Genomic DNA, 23726 nt, shown 5'->3' on the forward strand with positions numbered 1-23726 from the left:
AATCACCTTACTTTGATTAGCCTCGCCAGAAGGTTGGCGTAAATAACACTAATAGGGTGAATATTTCTAAACGACCAAATACCATTGCAATAGTAAGTAGCCATTTTGCCGTATCAGAAATCGCTCCGTAATGAGCAGCGACTTCACCTAAACCTGGGCCTAAGTTATTTAAGCAAGCAGCTGTTGCTGAGAATGCACTGATGTTATCCATGCCGGTGCCCATCAGCGCCAACATAATAATGACAAACACCAAAGCATACGCAGAGAAAAAGCCCCAAACAGCTTCTACAACTTTATCTGGGAGTGCTTTTCGGCCTAATTTAATTGAATAAATAGCCCTTGGATGCACAAGACGATTGAGCTCACGAATACCTTGTAAATAAAGTAAGAACACCCGCACGACCTTCATACCACCACCGGTAGAGCCGGCACAGCCGCCAATAAAACTTGAGAAAATAAGTAAAATAGGTAAGAACAGCGGCCATGCTGAGAAGTTGTCTGTCGCAAAGCCCGCGGTAGTACTCATTGATACCGCTTGGAACATAGCTTGATCGAGAGTCTCATCACCATCAGCATAAATATTATTTGAAGACAGTACAGTAAAACAGACAATGACCAATGCTAATTGAATCAATAAGAACACTTTAAATTCAGGGTCGCGTAAATAAACACGAATATTGCGTGAAGCTACCGCCGCATAATGCAGCGAGAAGTTAATGGCTGCGATCAGCAAAAACACTACGCAAATAAAGTTAATTAATGGGCTATCAAACTGCCCCATTGATGCATCGTAGGTAGAGAAGCCGCCTATCGCAATCGTAGAGAACGCATGACAGATTGCATCAAACCAATCCATTCCTGCAGCCCAATAAGCAAGCGTACAGGCTATCGTCAGCGATACATAGATATACCAAAGATGCTTTGCGGTATCGGCAATACGCGGTGTCATTTTTGAGTCTTTAACCGGACCTGGTGTTTCTGCACGGTATAGCTGCATACCACCGACCCCTAGCATAGGCAGTACCGCGACTGCTAGTACGATGATCCCCATACCACCTAGCCATTGCAGTTGCTGGCGATAAAAGAGGACTGATTTAGGTAGGTATTCTATGCCCGTAAGTACGGTAGCCCCTGTGGTTGTCAGCCCTGAAAAGGCCTCAAATACGGAGTCAGCTAAGGAAAGATTAGGCTCTTGTAAGAACACTAAAGGCACCGCAGCGAAGGTACCTAGTACCAACCAGAACAAGACTACAATCAAGAAGCCTTCACGGGCTTTAAGATCACCATGCTCATGACGGTTTGGATAATAAGCTGCTAAACCAATAACAACACTAAAAATGAAAGCGAGAACGAATGGCACACCACCACCGTCTTTGTAGATCAAAGACACCAGTGCCGGTGGCACCATAGTGATACTAAATAACGCCACCAGCTGGCCGAGAATTTTTATTATGGTACGAAATTGCATCTAGGCGTATCGCTTTCTTATTAAATGTTTAGCTAATACAGTTTATTGTCTTACAGCCTTAATTGTAAGTAAACGGAATGTATTATTTTTACATTTCAAATTTTTCTGACTTTTAGGCTAACTCCGCCATGAGTCAATTCATGGATATCATCAATCGCTTGCTCTGCCTGACGGCTATCGATTTCAATTTGCCATGTGATGTTCTCTGCAAATTGTTTTTCGATATTAAGCACCTGATACTGATTTTTTAATAACTGCTCAATTGCACCTTGTACGCTGTAATCACTTTGGCCAACCAGCTCAACACTCGGTACCTTGGTAATGGTTTTAAGCTCTCGCATGGCATTATTTAAACTACCGCCATAGGCGCGAACTAGCCCACCTGTACCAAGCTTGATGCCCCCGAAATAACGGGTTACCACCGCTGTAATTTCACCAATACCAGAGCCTGTTAATACATTAAGCATTGGCTTACCTGCTGTACCATTGGGCTCACCATCATCAGAAAAGCCATACACATGACTACCACCGGGGTTACCCGCAACATGTGCCCAGCAATTATGACGAGCATCGCTGTATTTATCTTGAATTTCTTTGATAAAGGCTTTTGCTGACGCAAGATCTGGGGTGTGGGCAATATGCACAATAAAGGTGCTTTTTTTGATTTCTTCTTGGTAAAAAACCGGCTCAGCCGGATATTGGTATTCAGACATAATTGCTTATCTAAAAAAATGGGGCCTATTGGCCCCGATATTCACTAACCTTTATCGTTAATCTAAGTGTAGATCACGAGTCATGTTTTCTAGGCTATCTTCATGAACGATAATATTATCTTCAATACGGATACCGCCAAATGGCTTAAACTCTTCAACTTTTTCCCAGTTAATAAACTGTTTGTTGTCAGTTTGCGCAAGGTCACCTAATAACGAGTCGATAAAGTATAAACCAGGTTCAATAGTAAATACTTGGTTCTTTTCGATTAAGCGAGTGCAACGTAGGAACGGATGACCTTCAGGTGGTGCTTGGTGCGCACCTGTATCATCAGCCATGAAGCCACCCATATCGTGAACTTGTAAACCAAGGTGATGACCAAGACCATGCGGGAAGAACGTCGACGTAATACCACGCTCAACAATTTCAGCGGCTGGTAACTTCACAATATTAAAGTCGCTTAGTACTTGCGCTACACGCTGGTGACAATCTAAATGCAATTCACCGTATAACAAGCCAGGTTTTAATGCTTTACCTAAAGCGATTTGATGCTCAGTCATTTCTTTAATTAAATCGCTAAACTCACCTGACTTTTTAAAATCATAAGTACGTGTGATATCAGCAGCATAACCATTAAAGTTTGCACCTGCGTCAATAAGGAAAGAGTGATGCGTTTGCGGCGCTTTAGGTTCAAAATGCGTGTAATGTAAAATTGCACAGTTCTCATTTAGTGCAACGATATTGCCGTAAGGCATCTCGTTTTCACTCTGGCGGGTAGCCATAAGGTAAGCTTGCTGAATATCAAACTCTGAACCACCAGCAAAAAACGTATCACGTGCTGCTTTGTGGCCATCTACCGCGATACGGTTAGCTTGGCGTAAACACTCAAGCTCGTACTGTGTTTTATAAGCACGATGAAAATGAAGGTAGTTCATAACTGGCTCTGGGTTCATAATACTAAAGCCCAGCGCTTGCGCTACTTCTAGGTATTCACCGATATAGGCATATTTAGCTTTATCATAAGGAAGCAGTTTTTCTACCTGATCTGGCTGTACTAATAATTCAATATCAAAATACTCAGCCCAAAAATCACGTGGTTCGTCAGGTACTTTATGCCAAAAGTCGACAGGACGATAAAAAATCAGTTTCGGCTTAGATGCACCATCAACCACAATCCAACAATGTGGGTTGTCGATCACTGGTAACCAAGCTTTAAATTGCTGATTCACCTTAAACGGATAATACATGTCATCTAAAAACTGACGTTTAGCCTGACCTGAGTGAATTACTAACCCTTCTAAACCTTCACGCTCTGTAATTGTTCGAGTGCGTTGTTGCAAGGTTGCAATATGTTCGGCATATAACACCGCTAATTTATCCATAGTAAACCCATCTTTAGTAAATTTAACTTGTTAGCAGTCTATCATAGCCAGCACCATCCCCCAACTGAGGGAGGATAGTGTGACAAATCGAGTTTAACCACCCATCGACATATCAAGAATTGGCGCTAGAACATTGCCATCGCGTCCTAATCGTGTGTGATAAACCTGCCTGTAAGCAAATACATTCTTAACGTAGTTTCGTGTTTCTGTATAAGGAATTAACTCAATCCACAGTTCAGCTGGCATAGCTTGCTCTGGGATCCAACGTTTAATACGATGATAACCCGCATTATAAGAAGCCGTTGCAAGGATTTCGTTGCCGTGGTTTTTCTTTTTCAAATACTGCAAATACTCACTACCAAGGCGAATATTAGTACGAGGCTGGTATAACTGCTTTCGTGATACAGAGCTTTTATTCATATACTTAGCAGTGCTTGGTAACAACTGCATCAAACCATGGGCATTGGCATGAGAACGTGCATCGGGCGCAAAAGAACTTTCACGACGTGAAATTGCAATGCTCCAAGCAACATCAATATGGCTGCGACTGCTATATGTTGCAAATACATCTTTGAACGCAAATGGGAAACGTAAGTCGACATAGTCCCACTCTTTTAACTGCGCCAAAGTGTAGATAGTACTGTCGTACCAATCAAGTTCAGCAGCAAGCAAAGACGCGGCGAGCTTTTCTTCTTTGGTTGATGTACCCGTTAAATAATTCCACTCACGACGCGCAGATGTAAAGCGCTCAAGCTCATATAAAGCACGAGCTCGCTTAAAGCCTGGAGCATTCGCCACTTCAAGCTTTAGCTTATTACTAATATTTATCTCTTTATTATTTAAGCTAACCGGAATACCTAAGCGTGCAGATGCTAAAAAGCCGTAATAATCACGCTCTTTAGCTACTGTTTGCCAGATTTCACGAGCACGCTCGACTTCACCACGTTGGTTTAAGCTATATGCTAACCAATATTGTTGACCTAGGCTCAGGTTTTCTTTGCCTGTAAAAAACGCCACAATGCCAGACCAATCTTGTCTCTCTAACATATTGCCAAGTTGCCATTGCATTAACTTTCTAGTTTGACGGTCTTTAGGCACTTTATTTAACCAAAAGCGCGCTTGTTGGTGGCCACTTGAAGCAAGCGACAAGGCAAAGCTGTAGTAAACATCCGCTTTTTGCTCGTCTGTATAATCGAACATGGTTTCGAGCTTTTCCCAGGCACGCAGTGCAAGGTCTTTATCTCGCCATACTAGGCGCTTAACTCCATAAATCGCAATCTGCCCTTCTTTAGCTGATTTTTTCTTGTAGCGATAAAGGCCCGCTGAAGCACTCGGATCTTTGCGTACCTTTAGATATAAATCAGCTAAATATTGGTCAGCACGAGGCAGTAGTGTTTTTAAGTATGGGATTAAACTTGATGAGCCCCCTTCGGCAGCCAAGCTAATGCGCTGCCAAACCCGCTCTTCGGTCTGGTAACCTTTTTTCTTCCAAAGAGAGAACAACTTATCGCACTCTTTTGGTTGTGATTTTCCTACCACCCATAAATCAGTAACTTGATTCATGATGGCTTTTTCAGGCGCACCTAAGTCCAATTGAAAACTTAAATAAGGACAGGTCAATTCGTTATTGCTTGTTTCGCGATAGTTACGAATATAAGCCGCTTTTTTGTTGTACTTTTTTAAGTAATTTAGCCATGCCTTACGTACAGGCCACTCTAGTGGCGTGTTTTGGTAAACATTGAGGTAGTTTTCGATTTCTGTCTGGTGTTTTAAGCTCGGATTACGTTGCCAATAAGCCTTTTCGACATAAGGCTTCAAAGGGTGATCAAGCCCACTTGCTGCCTCTTTCATGTCTTGATAATCACCGTAACGCGCCTTTTTTTCTGCTTTTAAAAAAGCGTCATGTTTATCGTTGGCTTCAGCTGCAAAAAAAGGAAAAAGTAATGCGGCAGCTGTCCAACCAAGGAGTTGTTTTTTCATGATGACCTTTAACAAAAATTAAAGAATTAATAACAAAAAACTTCTCCTACACCTTAGCACCAAACCAGCTATATTTTAACCAATCGCGATAAAGCGCAGTAAATTTTTCGTTGCATTTTCATTTTAAAGCAAGCACACTGATTGAAATGCAAACTCATCGTACCAGTCTTAGTTAATAAACTAGGGAGAATAATAATGTTATATAAAAGCGATTCATTTGAAGTTGCTTTCATCAAGGACAACATCGCCGAGTTTAAGTTCTGTGCAGACGGCTCAGTAAATAAACTTTCGCAGCAAACCTTGCAAGATTGCGCTTTAGCATTAAAAGAATTGGCAACAAACTCAGATATCAAAGGCATGGTGTTCACCAGCGATAAAGATCATTTCATTATCGGTGCCGACATTTTCGAATTTTTACCTACCTTCACTAAACCTCAAGAAGAACTTGTTGCATGGATCAAAAATGCAACTGACGTTTTTGATGCAATTGAAGATTTACCTTTCCCAACGCTAAGTGCTGTAAACGGCATGGCGCTTGGCGGTGGATGTGAGTGGGCACTTGCTACCGATTACCGCGTTGCTAGCTCTAACGCTAAAATTGGCCTACCTGAAGTTAAACTAGGCATCATGCCTGGTTTTGGTGGTACAGTTCGCCTTCCGCGCCTTATTGGCGCTGATAATGCGATGACATGGATCACTACAGGTAAAGAAAACCGCGCTGCTGATGCCTTAAAAGTAGGTGCTTTTGACGCAGTAGTTAGTGCTGACAAACTTTTAGAGTCAAGTATTGCAACACTTGAGCAAGCAATTGCTGGCAAGCTAGATTGGCAAGCAAAACGACAAGTAAAATTACAGCCACTGAAAATGAACCGTGTTGAGCAAGGTATGAGCTTTGCGATGGCTGAAGGCATGGTAATGGGTCAGACAAAAGGTCACTACCCAGCACCTGTTATGGCTGTAAAAACAATCAAAGCTGCAGCAAACTGTGAACGCGCTGAAGCAATGGCGATTGAAAACGCTAACTTTGCTAAATTAGCAGCAACAAGCGAAGCTGCTGCACAAACAGGTATTTTCTTAGCTGACCAATACATTAAAGGTAAAGCGAAGAAGCAAGCTAAACACAGTGAACTTGAGATCAAACAAGCAGCTGTATTAGGCGCAGGTATTATGGGCGGCGGTATTGCATACCAGTCTGCTTATAAAGGCACACCTATTATCATGAAAGACATCAACCAAGATGCACTTGATTTAGGAATGGGCGAAGCATCTAAGCTACTTGGCAAAAAAGTACAACGTGGCCATATGGCGATGGATAAGATGGTTGCTACCTTAGGCAAGATCAAGCCAACGCTAAACGATTCAGACTTACAAAGCGCAGACATCGTTGTTGAAGCCGTAGTTGAAAACCCTAAAGTGAAGCAAGCCGTTCTTGCTGGTCTTGAAAAAGACTTACCAGCGGGCACTATCCTAACTTCAAATACCTCAACAATTCGTATTGACGAGTTAGCATCGGCACTTGAAAAACCAGAAAACTTCTGTGGTATGCACTTCTTTAACCCAGTGCCAAAAATGCCATTAGTAGAAATCATTCGTGGTGAAAAAACATCAGAAGCGACAATTAATGCGGTTGTTGATTACGCATTAAAACTTGGTAAATCACCAATCGTTGTAAACGACTGCCCTGGTTTCTTTGTAAACCGCGTACTATTCCCTTACTTTGCAGGTTTCAGCAAACTTGTTGTTGAAGGTGCTGACTTCACTAAAGTTGATAAAGTGATGGAAAATGTATTTGGTTGGCCAATGGGTCCTGCATATCTTCTTGATGTTGTAGGTATCGATACGGCTTACCACTGTACAGGTGTAATGGCTGACGGTTTCCCTGAGCGTATGGCTCGCCAAGATAAAGACCCAGTTACTGTATTTGCAAACGAAAAACGCTTTGGTCAGAAAAATGGTGCAGGTTTCTACCAGTACGCACCAGACCGTCGTGGTCGCCTGAAAAAAGCAAAAGATGCAACAGCAACTCAGTTACTAAGTGCTATCACTGATGCACCTAAAGATTTCGACAAACAAGAAATCATTGACCGTTGTATGATCCCGATGATCAACGAAGTACTACTTTGTTTACAAGAAGGTATCGTAGCGTCTCCACAAGAAGCTGACATGGCGCTAATTTACGGCATTGGTTTCCCTCCATTTAGAGGCGGTGCATTCCGTTACTTAGATCAAACTGGTTTAGCGAACTTTGTTGCGACAGCAGACAAGTACGCTCATTTAGGTGCGATTTACCAAGTATCAGATGAAACTCGCAAGTGGGCCGAAGAAGGCCGTGTATTCTATAAGGTGGAAGGATAAGAAACATGAATAATCCAGTAATCGTAGATTGTATCCGCACACCAATGGGTCGTTCAAAGAACGGCGTATTCAAAAACAAGCGTGCGGAAGATTTAAGTGCTCACTTAATGAAAGGTTTGTTAGACCGTAACCCAGCCGTTGATCCAGCATCAATTGATGATATTTACTGGGGCTGTGTACAACAAACTTTAGAGCAAGGTTTTAACATTGCTCGTAACGCATCACTACTAGCCGGTATCCCTCACTCAGTACCAGCTGTTACAGTTAACCGTTTATGTGGTTCATCAATGCAAGCATTACACGATGCAGCACGCGCTATTATGACTGGCGCTGGTGATACCTACATCATTGGTGGTGTTGAACACATGGGTCACGTACCTATGACTCACGGTAATGATTTTCACCCAGGTTTATCAACGTCTGTAGCACAAGCTGCTGGCGTAATGGGTTTAACTGCAGAATACCTTGCTACGCTGCACGGCATTAGCCGCGAGCAACAAGACGAATTTGCTTACCGTTCACACCAACGTGCACACGCAGCAACTGTTGAAGGTCGTTTCCGTCGTGAAATCCTGCCAATGGAAGGTCACGATGCAGATGGTTCTTTAATCTTAGTTGAAGACGATGAAGTAATCCGCCCAGAGACAACTGTTGAAGGCTTATCGCAACTACGCCCTGTATTCAATCCAGCATCAGGTAGCGTAACGGCAGGTACTTCTTCTGCACTTTCTGACGGCGCGTCAGCAATGCTTGTAATGAGCGAAGAGAAAGCAAAAGAACTTGGTTTACCAATTCGTGCGCGTATTAAATCAATGGCTGTTGCAGGTTGCGATCCATCAATCATGGGTTACGGCCCAGTTCCAGCTTCGCAAAAAGCACTTCAACAAGCAGGTATCACCATCGACGATATCGATGTTGCTGAGCTTAACGAAGCGTTCGCAGCACAATCTCTACCAGTGTTAAAAGACCTCGGTCTGATGGATGTGGTAGATGAGAAAGTTAACCTAAATGGTGGTGCAATTGCACTTGGTCACCCACTTGGTTGTTCTGGTTCACGTATTAGCACAACGCTTGTTCATCTAATGGAAGACAAGAACGCTAAATACGGTCTAGCAACTATGTGTATTGGTTTAGGCCAAGGTATTGCAACTGTATTTGAGCGCGTAGAATAACGAGCTCACACCAAACATCTTGGTGATAAAAAGGCGCACTGACTTGCTCAGTGCGCCTTTTTTATTTGCTTTGCTTTCGGTTATTGAAACTGGCGGCAATAGAAAGTTAAAATAGCTGCTTATTAATCGTCTCTTTCACCTAAAAGGTCAGCCATGAGTTTTGATAATCCCGATCACCAATTAGATGCACTTGGCCTACGTTGTCCAGAACCTGTTATGATGGTGCGTGGCGCAGTACGTAAAATGAAAGATGGCGAAACATTACTTATCATCGCCGATGACCCATCAACCACCCGCGATATCCCAAGCTTTTGTACTTTTATGGATCACACACTTGTGGCTAAAGATGTAGAACAAGCACCCTATCGATACTTGGTGAAGAAAGGGTTGTAACAACGAGTTTCGAGTTTCGAGTTTCGAGTTTCGAGTTTCGAGTTTCGAGTTTCGAGTTTCGAGTTTCGAGTTTCGAGTTTCGAGTTTCGAGTTTCGAGTTTCGAGTTTCGAGTTTCGAGTTAATCAATTAAAATTAAAAGTGAGCATTTATCAATATTAAACGCTCACTCGAACGGCTTAAAACTGACAGCTGAAAGCTTAAAGCTATTTCTTCGTTACTGTCACTTTTGGTTGATTACTATTGCGGTAATCAAAGCTCACGACATACACGCCTTTTGCAGCGGGTTTAAAGCTGAAATAATTGTAGATGGTATTACAGTCTGCATTGGCGGCTTGGCCTAGCACTAATGATTGCCCTGCTGGGTCCATATCACTGTAACCACAGTTATAGCCTTCGCTAAAATCTGCATCCGCTACTTTGAATTCATAAACCTTACCTGGTGTTGAAAACTTAACGTCGGTTTGGAATATGCCCGGTGCAACTTGCTCTAATTGATACTGCGGCTCGGCATCCCATAAGGTGAAATCACCACGTAAATACATAGTACGGTCAAGCTCTTTGCTAGGCAGAATATCGTCGATGCTTGGCATTTGCATTTGGCTAGAACAGGCCGTTAATAAGCCTGCTAATGCTAAAGTAATTACACGTTTCATTACTGTTCCTTTTGCTACAAAAAAGCCAGCACTGAGCTGGCTTTTATTAATTGGCTACTGCTTACTTCTGAAGTACAGAAATATCAGCAATATCTAAAAACAGACGGCTTAGTTGGCTTAATAATGCTAAACGGTTTTGTTTAACCGCTTCGTCATCGGCCATTACCATGACGTTATCGAAGAAGTTATCAACACTCTCACGGATACCCGCAAGTTGTGACAATGCTTCTTGGTAATCGCCATTTGCATATAAAGGTGCAAGCTCAGTTGCAAACTTAGCAACGTGTGACGCTAATACTTTTTCTGCGTCATCGCTTAATAGGCTCTCATTCACATCACCTTGTGTTGTGATGTCATTCTTAGCCAAGATATTGCTTACACGTTTATTTGCTGCTGCAAGCGCTTCTGCTGCGTCTAATGTACGGAAGTGACTTACTGCTTTAACACGGCGGTCGAAATCAACTGGTTTAGTTGGGCGACGTGCTAGCACTGCTTGAATGACATCAACTTCGATACCTTCATCTTGATACCATGCGCGGAAACGACCTAACATAAACTCAAACACATCTGTTGATACGTTTAGGTTCGTTAGCTTTTCACCGAATAGCGTTTGTGACTTAGCAACAAGGTCTAAGATATCTAGCGGTAATGATTTTTCAACCATGATGCGTAATGCACCGATAGCTGCACGGCGTAGTGCAAATGGGTCTTTGTCGCCTTTTGGCGCTTGACCAATACCAAAAATACCCACCAGCGTATCAAACTTATCAGCAATTGCTACCGCACAGCTGATCACATTTGTTGGTAAGTTATCACCCGCGAAGCGAGGCATATATTGTTCGTTTTGCGCTAGTGCCACTTCTTCTGCTTCACCGTCGTGACGGGCGTAATGCATACCCATTACACCTTGTACGTCGGTAAACTCCATAACCATTTCGGTCATTAAGTCTGTTTTACTTAATAAACCTGCTCGCTTAGCCAGCTCTGCATCAGCACCTAATTGCTCAGCAATATAACCGGCAAGTTCACTAATACGTTCAGATTTATCTTTCAGCGTACCAAGTTGCTTTTGGAATAAAACGGTATCTAGCGATTCTAAACGGCTCTCTAGCGTTTTCTTCTTATCTGTTTCGTAGAAGAACTGCGCATCCGCTAAACGAGGACGAACAACTTTTTCGTTACCAGCAATTACCACGCTTGGATCTTTACTTTCGATATTTGAAACAAATAGGAACTTGTTTAGTAAGTTGCCATCTTGGTCTAATAACGGGAAGTACTTTTGGTCGTCCTTCATAGTATAGATAAGCGCTTCTGAAGGAACATCTAAAAATGCTTCTTCGAATGTTGCTGTCAGCGTTACTGGCCATTCAACCAAGGATGTTACTTCTTCAAGTAAGTCTTCATCCATCGCTACTTTTGCATTTACAGCGCTAGCTGCTGCTTCAATTTGTTCGCGAATTTGTGCTTTACGCGCTTCGAAGTCAGCGACAACGTAAGCAGATTTAAGAACATCAAACACATCATCAGCGTGGTTGATTGTTACTTTTTCTGGATGATGGAAACGGTGACCTTGTAATTGGTTGCCAACTTGCTTACCAAGGATTTCACCTTCAATTAGCGTGCTACCAAATAAGATAGTCGCTGTGTGCACAGGGCGAATAAATTGTGTTTTATTTGCACCCCAACGCATTGGTTTAGGGATAGGTAATTTAGTAAGTGCTTTGTTTACAGCATCACTCATAAGTGATGTAGTTGCTTGACCTTCAACCTGTGCCTTATGTAATAACCAAGCGCCTTTATCTGTCTCAAGTGTTTGTGCATCGCTTACATCGATACCACAACTACGAGCCCAACCCATTGCTGCTTTAGTTGGATTACCATCGGCATCAAAAGCTGCTGCAACTGCAGGACCACGCTTTTCTACAACCTTGTCACTTTGCTTAGCCTCAAGTGCAGTAACACGCAAACCTAAACGACGTGGTGATGCGTACCAGTTAACGCCTTGGTGATTTAATTCTAAGCTTGCAAGCTCTGTTGCTAAGTTCTCAGCAAACGACTCAGCAAGTTTACGAAGTGCTTTCGGTGGCAACTCTTCTGTGCCAATTTCTACTAATAAATTTTCTGCTGACATGCTAATTCTTAATCCTTACAAAGCGGGAAACCAAGAGCTTCACGGGCATCATAGTAACTTTGCGCACATGCTTTAGATAAAGCACGAACACGTAAGATATAACGTTGACGTTCTGTTACTGAGATAGCGTGACGAGCGTCTAATAAGTTAAACGCATGTGAGGCTTTCATTACTTGCTCATAAGCTGGTAATGGTAAGCCTGCTTCAATTAGCTTTTCGCTTTCTTTTTCACAGTGATCGAACTGTGCAAATAAGAACTCAACATCCGCTTGTTCGAAGTTATAAGCTGACTGCTCTACTTCGTTTTGATGGAATACATCACCGTATGTCACACGACCCATAGGACCGTCTGCCCATACTAGGTCATAGATACTATCTACGCCCTGAATATACATTGCTAAACGCTCAAGACCATAAGTGATTTCACCGGTTACAGGTGAGCACTCTAAGCCACCTACTTGTTGGAAGTAAGTAAACTGAGTTACTTCCATGCCGTTTAACCAGATCTCCCAACCTAGACCCCATGCACCTAATGTAGGAGACTCCCAGTTGTCTTCTACGAAGCGAACTTCATCAGTTAGTGTATCGATACCAACGGCAGCTAAAGAGCCTAAATAGAGCTCCTGGATGTTTTCTGGTGATGGCTTTAATACTACTTGGAATTGGTAGTAATGCTGTAAACGGTTCGGGTTTTCACCATAACGACCATCAGTTGGACGGCGGCATGGTTGAACATACGCGCTCGACATTGGCTCTGGGCCAATCGACTTTAAGAAAGTTAACGGATGAAATGTCCCTGCTCCCACTTCCATATCAAGTGGTTGAGCAATCACACAGCCTTGCTGTGCCCAATAGTCCTGTAAAGCCAGGATCAAACCTTGAAAGGTTTTAACGTCATATTTTTGCATATTTGGCTTATAGTATCTGGTGCGTTTAGTCTGAAAATTGCTCTCAGTATACCTTGTGTGCAGTAAGGTTTTAAGCAGTTTGTGCTTTTTCAGCAATAAAAAAAGGAGCCTGTAGGCTCCTTTTTAATTCTTAATTTAGCGTTATACGTCTAGGTTAACTACACGTAGCGCATTCGTTTCGATGAAGTCACGACGCGGCTCAACTTGATCACCCATTAGAGTCGCGAACAATTGGTCTGCAGCTACGGCATCTTCAATTGTTACTTTCAACATACGACGAGCATCTGGGTCCATAGTGGTTTCCCAAAGCTGATCAGGGTTCATCTCACCGAGTCCTTTATAACGTTGGATATAAAGACCACGCTTCGACTCATTGATTAGCCACTCTAATGCATCCACAAAGTTATCAACAGCTAGAGTTTTCTCACCGCGTTGAACATATGCCCCTTCTTCAAGTAAGTTAGCAATGTTTACGCCTGTCGCTGCAATGCGTTTGTAGTCACGCGATGTGATGAAGTCATGGTTAAGTACATGTGCTTTATCCACACCATGCTGACGAATATTCACAACAGGATAATACATGTTGCGCTCAGTATCGTGCTCAGTACCCGCATGGAAGATAGTTGCATCTTCATCACGTGCAATTAAGTCGTCAACAAGGGTGTTAGTCCACTCTTTAACTTTTGCTTCATCTGCTAAATCAGCTTCGGTAATTTCACTTTGATAAATTAAACGTTCCATAACCGAATTTGGATATTTACGTTTTAAGCGCTCAATCACTTTAACTGTATTTTGATAGTCGTGAACAATTCTTTCTAGTTCTTCACCTTCAAGTGCAGATGCACCTTCGCTTGTATAAAGTGCAGCATTGTTTAATGCTAATGATGTTAAGTAATCAACAAGCGCTGGGTCATCTTTAATGTAGCGTTCTTGCTTACCTTTTTTCACTTTATAAAGTGGTGGCTGCGCAATATAGATAAAGCCTTTTTCTACAATCTCTGGCATTTGACGGTAGAAGAAAGTCAGTAGCAAGGTACGAATGTGAGAACCATCCACGTCCGCATCGGTCATGATAATGATACGATGATAGCGTAGCTTTTCTGGGTCATATTCATCACGACCAATACCACAACCTAATGCAGTGATTAGAGTTGCTACTTCTTGAGAAGAAAGCATCTTATCAAAGCGTGCTTTTTCAACGTTAAGAATCTTACCTTTAAGTGGCAAAATTGCTTGGTTTTTACGGTTACGACCCTGCTTAGCTGAACCACCTGCAGAGTCACCCTCCACTATGTATAGTTCAGAAAGTGCTGGATCTTTTTCTTGGCAGTCTGCCAATTTACCTGGTAAGCCAGCTAAATCCATTGCACCTTTACGGCGTGTCATTTCACGTGCTTTACGTGCTGCTTCACGAGCTCGTGCTGCATCAATAATTTTGCCAACAACTGTTTTAGCATCAACTGGGTTTTCTAATAAGAACTCTGTTAATTTTTCTGCCATTGCTTGTTCTACAGCAGACTTAACTTCACTTGATACTAGTTTGTCTTTAGTTTGTGATGAGAACTTAGGATCAGGAACTTTAACACTTACAACCGCAGTTAAGCCTTCACGAGCATCATCACCCGTTGCATTGCTTGTTGTTTTAGCTTTCTTATTAAAGCCTTCTTTTTCCATGTAGTTATTTAGCGTACGTGTTAGTGCTGCTCTAAAGCCAGCTAAGTGCGTACCACCATCACGTTGTGGAATGTTGTTTGTGAAACAGTAAATGCTTTCTTGGAAGCCATCGTTCCATTGCATTGAAACTTCTACACTAATACCGTCTTCTTCACGCTCATGGGTAAAGTGGAAAACACTTTTATGTACAGGTGTTTTGTTACGGTTTAGATATTCTACGAATGCTTGGATACCACCGTCATATTTGAAGTGGTCATTTTTAGATTCTTCGCGCTCATCAGTAAGAATGATACTTACACCAGAGTTTAAGAACGAAAGCTCACGTAAACGCTTTGCTAAAATATCGTAGTGGAAGTTAAGGTCAGTGAATGTTTCACCACTTGGCCAGAAACGTAATTCAGTACCTGTGTCTGTTGCGTCACCAATTATAGCTAATGGCGCATCTGGTACACCCATAGTATATGTTTGTTGGTGAATTTTGCCTTCACGACGAATGGTCAGTTGCAGCTTTTCAGATAGTGCATTTACTACCGAAACACCTACACCGTGTAAGCCACCAGATACTTTATAAGAGTTATCATCAAACTTACCACCAGCGTGAAGTACCGTCATGATAACTTCAGCCGCAGAAACACCTTCTTCTTCGTGAATAGATGTAGGAATACCACGACCGTTATCTCTTACAGAGACTGAACCGTCTAAGTGAATCGTTACAAAAATATCATCACAATGACCAGCTAAGGCTTCATCGATAGAGTTATCAACAACCTCAAACACCATATGGTGAAGGCCTGTACCGTCATCGGTGTCCCCTATATACATTCCTGGACGCTTTCTTACTGCGTCTAATCCTTTAAGTACTTTAATACTCGACGAATCGTAATTCTCAGACATGGTTAATCCCACTTATCTTGTTATTAGGTTGCCATGTTTCACGTGGAACATTTTTAGTTCTCGTTGCATGGGTTCCACCACAGCAGAAATACTTTCAGATAAAATTGATGAGATAAAAAGTTGCGAATCGCAATGAGTCAAAAGTTGACCCACTTTTTCTTTTGTATCTTCACCTAGTTCTGAAGGTAAGTCATCTATTAGCAATATAGATTGCTTATCTGTTTCTGACTCAATTAAGCTATTTTGCGTTACTTTTAACGCATAAAGCAAGAGCTTCAATTGACCGCGAGAAAAGGTATTTTCTACACTGTTACCAGAAACGCTAAAACTAAAATCAGCTTTATGCGGACCTTTACTTGTGAAACCTTGTTTGGCATCACGTTCAAAGCTTTGCTCAAGCGCCTCTGAGAGCGTTTCACTCTCTTTCCAGCCCGCATGAAAGTTAATTTCTAAATCGCTTACAAGCGTTAATTCTGCACACATTTTATCAAAAAACTGCTGCTTAAACCTACTTATATACGCGATTCTTAGATTATTTATTTGTTCAGCTAGTCTAACAAATTCTTTATCCCAAAACTTGATCTGTTCGAAATAATCTCTAGGTTTACTTTTTAATAAAGCATTACGTTGTTTCAGTACTTTATTAAAAGACTGCCACAAGTAAAAAAAGTCATGTTCCACGTGGAACAATCCTAAATCGAGAAATTTTCTACGCTCTTTTGGGCCACCAAAAAACAATGAGTAGCTTTCTGGAGTAATAACTTGCACCGGCACTAGTTGAGCTAATTCAGAGATTTTACGGCTCGTTTTGCCCTGAATCTTTAAAGATGTTTCACCCGCTTGGTTTTTGCTTATACCAATCGGAATAGACAAATCATGCAGCGCTTTGCGCCCATGAATCACAAACTTGTCTTGTTGATGCTGAATGATATTTTTATGTTTGGCGGTACGAAATGATTTACCGTGAGAAAGGAAATATATCGCCTCAAGGAGACTGGTTTTTCCGCTGCCATTTTCGCCATAAATAATGTTAATGCCATTAACCGGCTCAAGTGTCAGCGCCTCAATATTTCGAAAATTATTGAGGCTTAAATGACTTAAACTCATATAAGCTTATAGGCGCATCGGCATAACAACGTACATAGCTTCTTCGTCACCTGCACCTTCAATTAGCGCACTGCTATTAGAGTCTGCAAGTGTAAAGGTTACATCTTCTGTTTTTAATGTATTAAGTACATCAAGTACATAAGAAACGTTAAAGCCAATTTCAAGTTCGCCGCCTTGGTACATTACTTCAACGACCTCTTCAGCTTGTTCTTGCTCAGGGTTGTTTGCTGTAATTTTTAATAAACCTTCAGACAGGTTTAAACGTACACCACGGAATTTTTCATTCGATAAAATAGACACACGTTGGAAAGCACTGCGCAACCATTCACGATTAGCTGTAATTACTTTGTCACCACCACGCGGCAATACTCGACGATAATCAGGGAAACGACCATCAACTAGTTTACTAGTAAATGTAAACTCAGTATCAATAATACGAATATGGTTAGCACCAAATTGAATGGTTACTAGCTCATCATCAGCCACCATTAGGCGCATAATTTCTTGCACACCTTTACGTGGAATAATTAACTGACGCTGTGTATTTAAAGACTGTGGTAATTGCTTTTGTGCAATTGCCAAACGGTGGCCATCTGTAGCCACTGTTTTGATATCTGCGTTATCAACTTCAAATGACATACCGTTTAAGTAATAACGTACGTCTTGATTCGCCATAGAAAAGTGCGTGCTTTCTAAAAGTTTACGCAATTCTAAACGCGTTAGTTGAAATTCAACTTCACCATCCCACTGCTCAAGATTCGGAAAATCTTCAGCGGCCAGCGTAGTTAAAGAAAAACGGCTTTTACCACTTGTTAATAGTAACTGATGATCTTGGCTACTTAACGTTAGGTCTGAGCCATCAGGTAAACTTTTACAAATATCGAGTAACTTTTTAGCTGGTAAAGTGAGTTGCGTATCTGTGGTATCTTCACCGACAAACACACTCGCCACTAACTCAATTTCAAGATCAGTACCCGTCATCGAAAGTTGCCCGTTTTCAACAACTAACAGTACGTTCGATAAAATCGGTAAGGTGTGCTTACGCTCAATCGCACCAGACACTTGAACTAAAGGTTTTAAAAATTGCTCTCTTGATATTGTTATTTGCATAATAAAGTCGGCCTTAAGATGACAAGGTTCTTATTAAGTTTTGATAATCTTCTTTCACTTCGTGGCTTTCGTCACGTAGTGATTTAACTTTACGACAAGCGTGTAATACAGTTGTGTGATCACGACCACCAAAGGCGTCACCAATCTCAGGTAAACTGTGATTTGTAAGTTCTTTTGATAATGCCATGGCCACTTGACGTGGTCTTGCTACTGAACGGCTACGACGTTTAGATAGTAAATCTGACACACGAATACGGTAATACTCAGCAACAGTGCGTTGAATATTATCTATCGTTACCAGTTTATCTTGCAGCGCAAGTAAGTCACGTAGCGCTTCTTTTACAAAGTCGATTGAAATCGGACGACCAGTAAAGTTTGCATTAGCAATAACGCGGTTTAACGCCCCTTCTAATTCACGCACATTTGAACGCAACTTTTTAGCGATAAAAAAGGCAACTTCGTGAGGTAAATTGATTTTACTTTGCTGCGCTTTTTTCATCAAAATAGCAACGCGCGTTTCAAGTTCTGGTGGCTCAATAGCAATTGTTAAGCCCCAACCAAAACGTGATTTAAGGCGGTCTTCAACCCCTTCTATCTCTTTAGGATAGCGGTCTGAAGTTAAGATAATCTGTTGATTTCCTTCAAGTAAAGCATTGAAGGTATGAAAGAACTCTTCTTGTGAGCGTTCTTTATTAGCGAAAAATTGAATGTCATCGATCATCAATGCATCAACACTTCGGTAATAACGTTTAAATTCTTCTATGGCATTATTTTGTAGCGCTTTAACCATGTCTTGCACAAATCGCTCAGAGTGCATATAAACAATTTTCGCGTCTGGCTTATTAGCCATAATACCGTTACCAACAGCGTGTAATAAGTGAGTTTTACCTAAGCCAGTACCACCGTATATAAATACAGGGTTAAATGCTGAACCTGGGTTATCTGCAACTTGAGTCGCTGCAGCTTTTGCTAATTGGTTTGATTTACCCTCAACAAAGCTATCAAAGGTGTAATTTTCTTTAATGTTTGATTTATAGCCTGATTTTGGTGCAGGTTCGACCGCTGCTTTTTCAGGTTTTGGCTGTTGTTTTTCGGCAGTTTGTTGTGGAACAGATGCGCTTGCTTCTGTTGCAGCCGGTGCAGATGCCACTTGGGCATTTAAAATAGGTTTACTACCAACATCAAAACGTAATTCAGGTGCTTCATCACCACAAATTTCAACGAGTAGTTCATTAATACGGTTTAAATACTTTTCTCTCACCCAATCCAAAACAAAACGGTTAGGTGCATATATAGTCAACGTATCTTCGGTACTTTCTGCTTGAAGTGGTCTTACCCACATACTGAATTGCTGTGAAGGCAATTCATCTTGCAATACATATAAACAACTTTGCCAAACCGACAGATACACAGTTAAACTCCCAGAGATTTAATTTTTATTCCCGTTCATCTTTAATGATGGAAAATCAAACATTTATTGCTAATCTTTGACCAACTTTCTTGGCCCAGACCGACTATTATGAAGGTACTTTATCCACAAGTACAAGATTGATTTTTATGAAAAATATGATCTCAGCAACATAAAAGAATAAAACACTGATTTTTAAGAAAATTATTTTTTAAGTTCGAACAGTGATCATAACAAATTTACAGCCAGATCGCGATCAAATTCTACGATCGAATTGGCTTTTCCCAAGCTTTTATTCACTTTTTATACAGAGGCTGTGGAAAACTTCTTATTTATGATGATCCTATATGATCAGCTAAAAGGATCCTTTATAATTACGGCCTCTGCAGCGTTTTAATGATTGACTTTTGTTGTCTTCATCTATAATATCTCGCGCTCGCAATGGCACCTGTGCCAGGATCGCGACCTGCATAGGATGTTTTAACCTTAACCGATCGGATGGAATTGTTATGAAAAGAACTTTTCAACCTAGCGTTTTAAAACGCAAACGTACACACGGTTTCCGTGCTCGTATGGCAACAGCAAATGGCCGTAAAGTATTAGCTCGTCGTCGTGCTAAAGGCCGTAAAGTTCTTTCTGCTTAATATATAAGTGGAAGACTTTAGCTTCAGCAGGGAGTTACGTCTGTTAACTCCCTCGCATTACTCTCGAATCTTTAATGAACCAGCACGCGCTGCGACTCCTTTCTTTACCCTATTAGCTAAACGCAATGACCAAACTAATCCTCGATTAGGTCTTACGGTCGCAAAAAAACGCGTTAAAAAAGCCTGTCAACGTAATCGAATTAAACGACTTGCTCGCGAAAGTTTCCGTTTAAATCAACATAAACTCGATAACATTGATATTGTGCTTATGGTTAAAAGTGGTATTGATGAACAGTCAAACGAAGAGCTAACAAAGCAACTAAATAAATTGTGGCGAAAAATTAACGAACGCTGCAAGCCTGGTGCACCTAAACCACCACCATTTAAAAAACGCCCGAATAAATCAGCTAAATCTAATAAACAAGCCTGATAGCAATAGAATTACAGGCTTAATTAAGGTATCTTTAGCTCACCTTTTAATCATGCATTTAAAATTCTACGATGGGAATTTAAATTCATGGTATCCATTGACTAAATTAACGCAGGGGCAGACACATCATGAGGTTACTTAAACCACTTGTTGCTATTCCAAAGCGCTGTTTAGTCATGCTAATACGCGGCTATCAAAAATGGATAAGCCCATTATTAGGCCCGCATTGTCGTTTTAATCCAACCTGCTCTAGTTACGCTATTCAAGCAATTAATTTGCATGGAAGTGTAAAAGGCAGTTGGTTAGCTGTTAAACGCATATTAAAATGCCACCCTTTACATGCTGGTGGGGATGATCCCGTACCGGCAAAAAATCATATTAACCACCAACACGAGAAATAAGAGCTGTTATGGAATCGCAACGCACGTTTTTATTAATCGGCTTGATGCTTGTGTCGTTTTTATTATTTCAAGAAAGGAATAACGACTACAACGCACCAAAGGCTGATCCAAGTGCCACAACACAAACACTAGGCGCAACAACACCAGAATCTGATGACTTTATTCCAGCATCATCTGACGGTGAAGTTCCAGCTGTAACGACAGCAAAGCGCTCAGTTATTGATGTAACAACTGACGTATTCACTGTTAAAATTGACACCCGTGGTGGTGACATCATTGAAACAGACTTACTTCAGTACGAAGAAGAAAAAGGCAGTAACACACCTTACATGCTATTAGGTGAGTTCGATGGTAAGCAATACTTCTCGCAAAGTGGCTTAATTGGTTTAAATGGTCCTGACGCAACTGTTGCTGGTCGCCCTGTTTATAAAACCACACAAAAAGCATTCACTTTAACGGGTGATGAGCTACGTGTACCACTTGAGTTTACTGACAGTAAAGGTGTGACGTTTACTAAAACTTATATCTTCAAAAAAGGCGACTACGCTGTAGATTTAGAGTACACAGTAAACAACGTAACAGCTGATCCAATTCAAGTTCAGTTATACACGCAAGTAAAACGCACAGTACAAGAAAAAGGTAGCTTAGTAGATCAAAACTACTTAGGTGGCGCTTATGGCTCAGATGAAGAGAAGTATGAAAAATACAGCTTCTCAGACATGGCTGATAAAAACCTTAATATCACCACATCTGGCGGCTACATTGCATTTATTCAACACTACTTTGTAAGTGCGTGGGTACCAAAGCAAGATCAACAAAATACTCTTTACAGCAAACTTGTATCAGGTAATGCAGCAATTATTGGTGTTAAAGGTGAAGCAGTTAATGTACAAGCTGGTTCGCAAGCAACGCTTGGCTCAACTTACTATATGGGCCCGAAAGAGTCTGATGTACTAGAAGCAATTCACCCAGACTTAGACCTAACTGTAGACTACGGTTGGTTATTCTTTATCTCACAACCATTATTCGTATTACTTAAGTGGTTATACGGTATCTTAGGTAACTGGGGTCTAGCTATCATTGCAATCACGGTTATCGTTAAAACGGCAATGTACCCACTTACTAAAGCACAATACACGTCAATGGCGAAGATGCGTGCACTTCAGCCTAAAATGGCTGCCCTAAAAGAGAAGTATGGTGATGACCGTCAAAAATTCGGTCAAGCTATGATGGAAATGTACCGCAAAGAAAAAGTGAACCCTATGGGTGGCTGTTTCCCACTGTTACTACAAATGCCAATCTTCTTAGCGTTATTCTACGTATTCTTAGAGTCAACTGAGCTACGTCATGCTGAATTCGTTTTATGGTTAAATGACTTATCAGCAATGGACCCATACTACGTATTACCTGTTTTATTTGGTTTAAGTATGTTCATCACTCAAAAGCTGCAACCTATGACGGTTACTGACCCTATGCAGCAAAAAATGATGACCTTTATGCCAGTAGTATTCTCTATTTTCTTCTTATGGTTCCCATCTGGCCTAGTACTTTACTGGTTAGTATCGAACCTTATCTCAATCGCACAGATGCTAATCATCTACCGCGGTATGGAGAAAAAAGGTATTAAGGTAAGAGGCTAAACTCTTAACCCAATAAAAAAGGCGCTAACTGCGCCTTTTTTATTGCCTGGAAAAAAGCTAACCGAGAATAGGAGAATAAACTTGATTAGGCACACTGCGTTCAGTAAAGCTCAAACTTGTTGTTAGTAGCGAAGCAACTACCAAACCGATTGCAACCACCCCAGATAAACCAAGCCACTTTCCAGTCGTTGTTTTACGCTTTACCCTAAGCCAACTCATATAGATGCCAGCAGCGCTTACAAAGCTCATTAATGCACCAAATACACCCCAAATAAGCTTGGTACCAATTCCTGCAAAGTTACCAAAGTGCAGCGGATCAGCGGTGTCTTTAATTCGTGGAAGCAGGTTGAGTTCTTCCCCTTTTTGTACACCAAGAACTTCACCGGAACTTGGATTTAAATAAACCCGGTTAGCACGCAGGCGCAATAAAATATCATCGTTATAACCACGTACTTCAATAGGCTGATCCACTTTACTAGGATAACGAATATAGCGAATATCAAGGCTAGGAAACGCCTGTTGAGCGGCTTCATAAGTAGCAGCTAAACTAATTGGCGATAGACCTTTACGAGGGCTTTGTTTTTTAAACTCACTCAAGGCTGGTGGACTAGAGACATAGTGAGGTACCTTCGCAGTTTGCAGCCCATGTTCTACCAGATACCAAACCCCTGTGATGGCCATCACAGCAATAAACCATAAACTCCAAAGCCCTAACAGCTTATGCCAATCAGACCAACTACTTCGTTTACCAAGGCTTAGCGCAGCAGGCTTTTTCATAAAGCCTTGCCACCAGCGCCGATACACATAAAAACTCGAAACCAATAAAATAACGAGTAAAATACTCAAACTGGTGACGATTAATTTACCCGTCCAGCCCATCGACAAGTTCATATGCCAGTTACGTAAAAACCGCGATATCCGCGCCCACTCTCCTTCACCGAGTAAGCGACCCGTTGCAGCATCTAAATAAACAAAGCGAAATGAGTCACCGACTTTAAGAGCCGCTTCAATGGCAAGGTAATCTTGCTTATGACGTTGGATATAAAGTAACTGAGCTTGCGGATAATGCTTATTAAGGGTGTTTTCGAGAGCTGGGTAGTTAGTCGAAGCAGAAGAAGTTAAAGCACGGTACTTAGCGTCTGTTAAGTACTCGAGTTCATGACTTAACGTAGCGAGTGTTCCCGATACGCAGGTAACAAAAAGCAGGACTCCAACAAAGAGTCCTGCCCAAGAATGTAAGTTAAACCAACTTTTAGCGTTCACA

19 protein-coding genes are annotated in these 23726 nt (G+C 41.4%); 7 read left to right on the forward strand and 12 right to left on the reverse strand.

Features of this window, described 5'->3' with window-relative positions; genetic code table 11:
* Positions 1-16 precede the first annotated feature (16 nt).
* The 4 genes from L1D51_RS02805 to L1D51_RS02820 form a co-directional block, all read right to left on the reverse strand.
* A complete protein-coding gene (locus tag L1D51_RS02805; protein WP_054563770.1) occupies positions 17-1468 on the reverse strand; it encodes a TrkH family potassium uptake protein in 1452 nt (483 codons plus the stop codon).
* Between the two features lie 95 nt (positions 1469-1563).
* Entirely contained in the window at positions 1564-2181 is a 618-nt protein-coding gene (locus tag L1D51_RS02810; protein WP_054563769.1) for a YigZ family protein, read from the reverse strand.
* A gap of 57 nt (positions 2182-2238) precedes the next feature.
* Positions 2239-3561, reverse strand: a complete 1323-nt coding sequence (pepQ, locus tag L1D51_RS02815; RefSeq protein ID WP_239962551.1) for a Xaa-Pro dipeptidase — start codon at positions 3559-3561, stop codon at positions 2239-2241.
* A gap of 93 nt (positions 3562-3654) precedes the next feature.
* Positions 3655-5541, reverse strand: a complete 1887-nt coding sequence (locus tag L1D51_RS02820; RefSeq protein ID WP_054563767.1) for a transglycosylase SLT domain-containing protein — start codon at positions 5539-5541, stop codon at positions 3655-3657.
* A gap of 195 nt (positions 5542-5736) precedes the next feature.
* Here L1D51_RS02820 and fadB point away from each other — a divergent pair, with 195 nt between their 5' ends.
* From fadB to tusA, 3 genes are all read left to right on the forward strand, one after another.
* The gene (gene fadB / locus L1D51_RS02825; protein ID WP_054563766.1) at positions 5737-7896 is read left to right on the forward strand and encodes a fatty acid oxidation complex subunit alpha FadB; all 2160 of its coding nucleotides are present in this window, start codon (positions 5737-5739) and stop codon (positions 7894-7896) included.
* A gap of 5 nt (positions 7897-7901) precedes the next feature.
* Positions 7902-9068 (forward strand): acetyl-CoA C-acyltransferase FadA, encoded by a 1167-nt coding sequence (gene fadA / locus L1D51_RS02830; protein ID WP_054563765.1) that lies wholly within the window; start codon positions 7902-7904, stop codon positions 9066-9068.
* 153 nt (positions 9069-9221) lie between these two features.
* Positions 9222-9461 carry a sulfurtransferase TusA gene (gene tusA / locus L1D51_RS02835; protein ID WP_054554785.1) on the forward strand — a complete coding sequence of 80 codons (240 nt, stop codon included), beginning with the start codon at positions 9222-9224 and terminating at the stop codon, positions 9459-9461.
* A gap of 204 nt (positions 9462-9665) precedes the next feature.
* On the opposite strand, the gene L1D51_RS02840 is transcribed toward tusA, so the two are convergent.
* The 7 genes from L1D51_RS02840 to dnaA form a co-directional block, all read right to left on the reverse strand.
* Entirely contained in the window at positions 9666-10115 is a 450-nt protein-coding gene (locus L1D51_RS02840; protein ID WP_054563764.1) for an early set domain-containing protein, read from the reverse strand.
* Between the two features lie 61 nt (positions 10116-10176).
* Positions 10177-12246 (reverse strand): glycine--tRNA ligase subunit beta, encoded by a 2070-nt coding sequence (glyS, locus tag L1D51_RS02845; RefSeq protein ID WP_239962553.1) that lies wholly within the window; start codon positions 12244-12246, stop codon positions 10177-10179.
* An 8-nt stretch (positions 12247-12254) separates the two neighbouring features.
* Complete coding sequence (glyQ, locus tag L1D51_RS02850) at positions 12255-13154, reverse strand: glycine--tRNA ligase subunit alpha (RefSeq protein ID WP_054554789.1); 900 nt, start codon at positions 13152-13154, stop codon at positions 12255-12257.
* Positions 13155-13295: 141 nt separating this feature from the next.
* Positions 13296-15722, reverse strand: a complete 2427-nt coding sequence (gene gyrB, locus L1D51_RS02855) for a DNA topoisomerase (ATP-hydrolyzing) subunit B (protein ID WP_054563762.1) — start codon at positions 15720-15722, stop codon at positions 13296-13298.
* Between the two features lie 12 nt (positions 15723-15734).
* Entirely contained in the window at positions 15735-16829 is a 1095-nt protein-coding gene (gene recF / locus L1D51_RS02860) for a DNA replication/repair protein RecF (protein ID WP_054563761.1), read from the reverse strand.
* A 6-nt stretch (positions 16830-16835) separates the two neighbouring features.
* Complete coding sequence (gene dnaN / locus L1D51_RS02865) at positions 16836-17939, reverse strand: DNA polymerase III subunit beta (protein ID WP_054563760.1); 1104 nt, start codon at positions 17937-17939, stop codon at positions 16836-16838.
* 13 nt (positions 17940-17952) lie between these two features.
* Positions 17953-19350, reverse strand: a complete 1398-nt coding sequence (dnaA, locus tag L1D51_RS02870) for a chromosomal replication initiator protein DnaA (protein ID WP_055022065.1) — start codon at positions 19348-19350, stop codon at positions 17953-17955.
* A 506-nt stretch (positions 19351-19856) separates the two neighbouring features.
* On the opposite strand from dnaA, the gene rpmH reads away from it, so the two are divergent.
* The 4 genes from rpmH (at position 19857) to yidC (ending at position 22462) form a co-directional block, all read left to right on the forward strand.
* Positions 19857-19991, forward strand: a complete 135-nt coding sequence (rpmH, locus tag L1D51_RS02875; RefSeq protein WP_008488847.1) for a 50S ribosomal protein L34 — start codon at positions 19857-19859, stop codon at positions 19989-19991.
* 7 nt (positions 19992-19998) lie between these two features.
* Positions 19999-20421 (forward strand): ribonuclease P protein component, encoded by a 423-nt coding sequence (rnpA, locus tag L1D51_RS02880; RefSeq protein ID WP_058583673.1) that lies wholly within the window; start codon positions 19999-20001, stop codon positions 20419-20421.
* A 128-nt stretch (positions 20422-20549) separates the two neighbouring features.
* Positions 20550-20822: a membrane protein insertion efficiency factor YidD gene (yidD, locus tag L1D51_RS02885; RefSeq protein ID WP_054563758.1), complete on the forward strand. Its 273-nt coding sequence runs from the start codon at positions 20550-20552 to the stop codon at positions 20820-20822.
* An 8-nt stretch (positions 20823-20830) separates the two neighbouring features.
* A complete protein-coding gene (gene yidC / locus L1D51_RS02890; protein ID WP_239962555.1) occupies positions 20831-22462 on the forward strand; it encodes a membrane protein insertase YidC in 1632 nt (543 codons plus the stop codon).
* A 57-nt stretch (positions 22463-22519) separates the two neighbouring features.
* Here yidC and L1D51_RS02895 read toward each other — a convergent pair whose 3' ends face one another.
* Entirely contained in the window at positions 22520-23725 is a 1206-nt protein-coding gene (locus L1D51_RS02895) for a PepSY-associated TM helix domain-containing protein (RefSeq protein ID WP_239962558.1), read from the reverse strand.
* Position 23726: the final 1 nt, after the last annotated feature.

Origin of the sequence: Pseudoalteromonas shioyasakiensis (genome assembly GCF_022398475.1) — a bacterium.
Classification (GTDB): domain Bacteria; phylum Pseudomonadota; class Gammaproteobacteria; order Enterobacterales; family Alteromonadaceae; genus Pseudoalteromonas.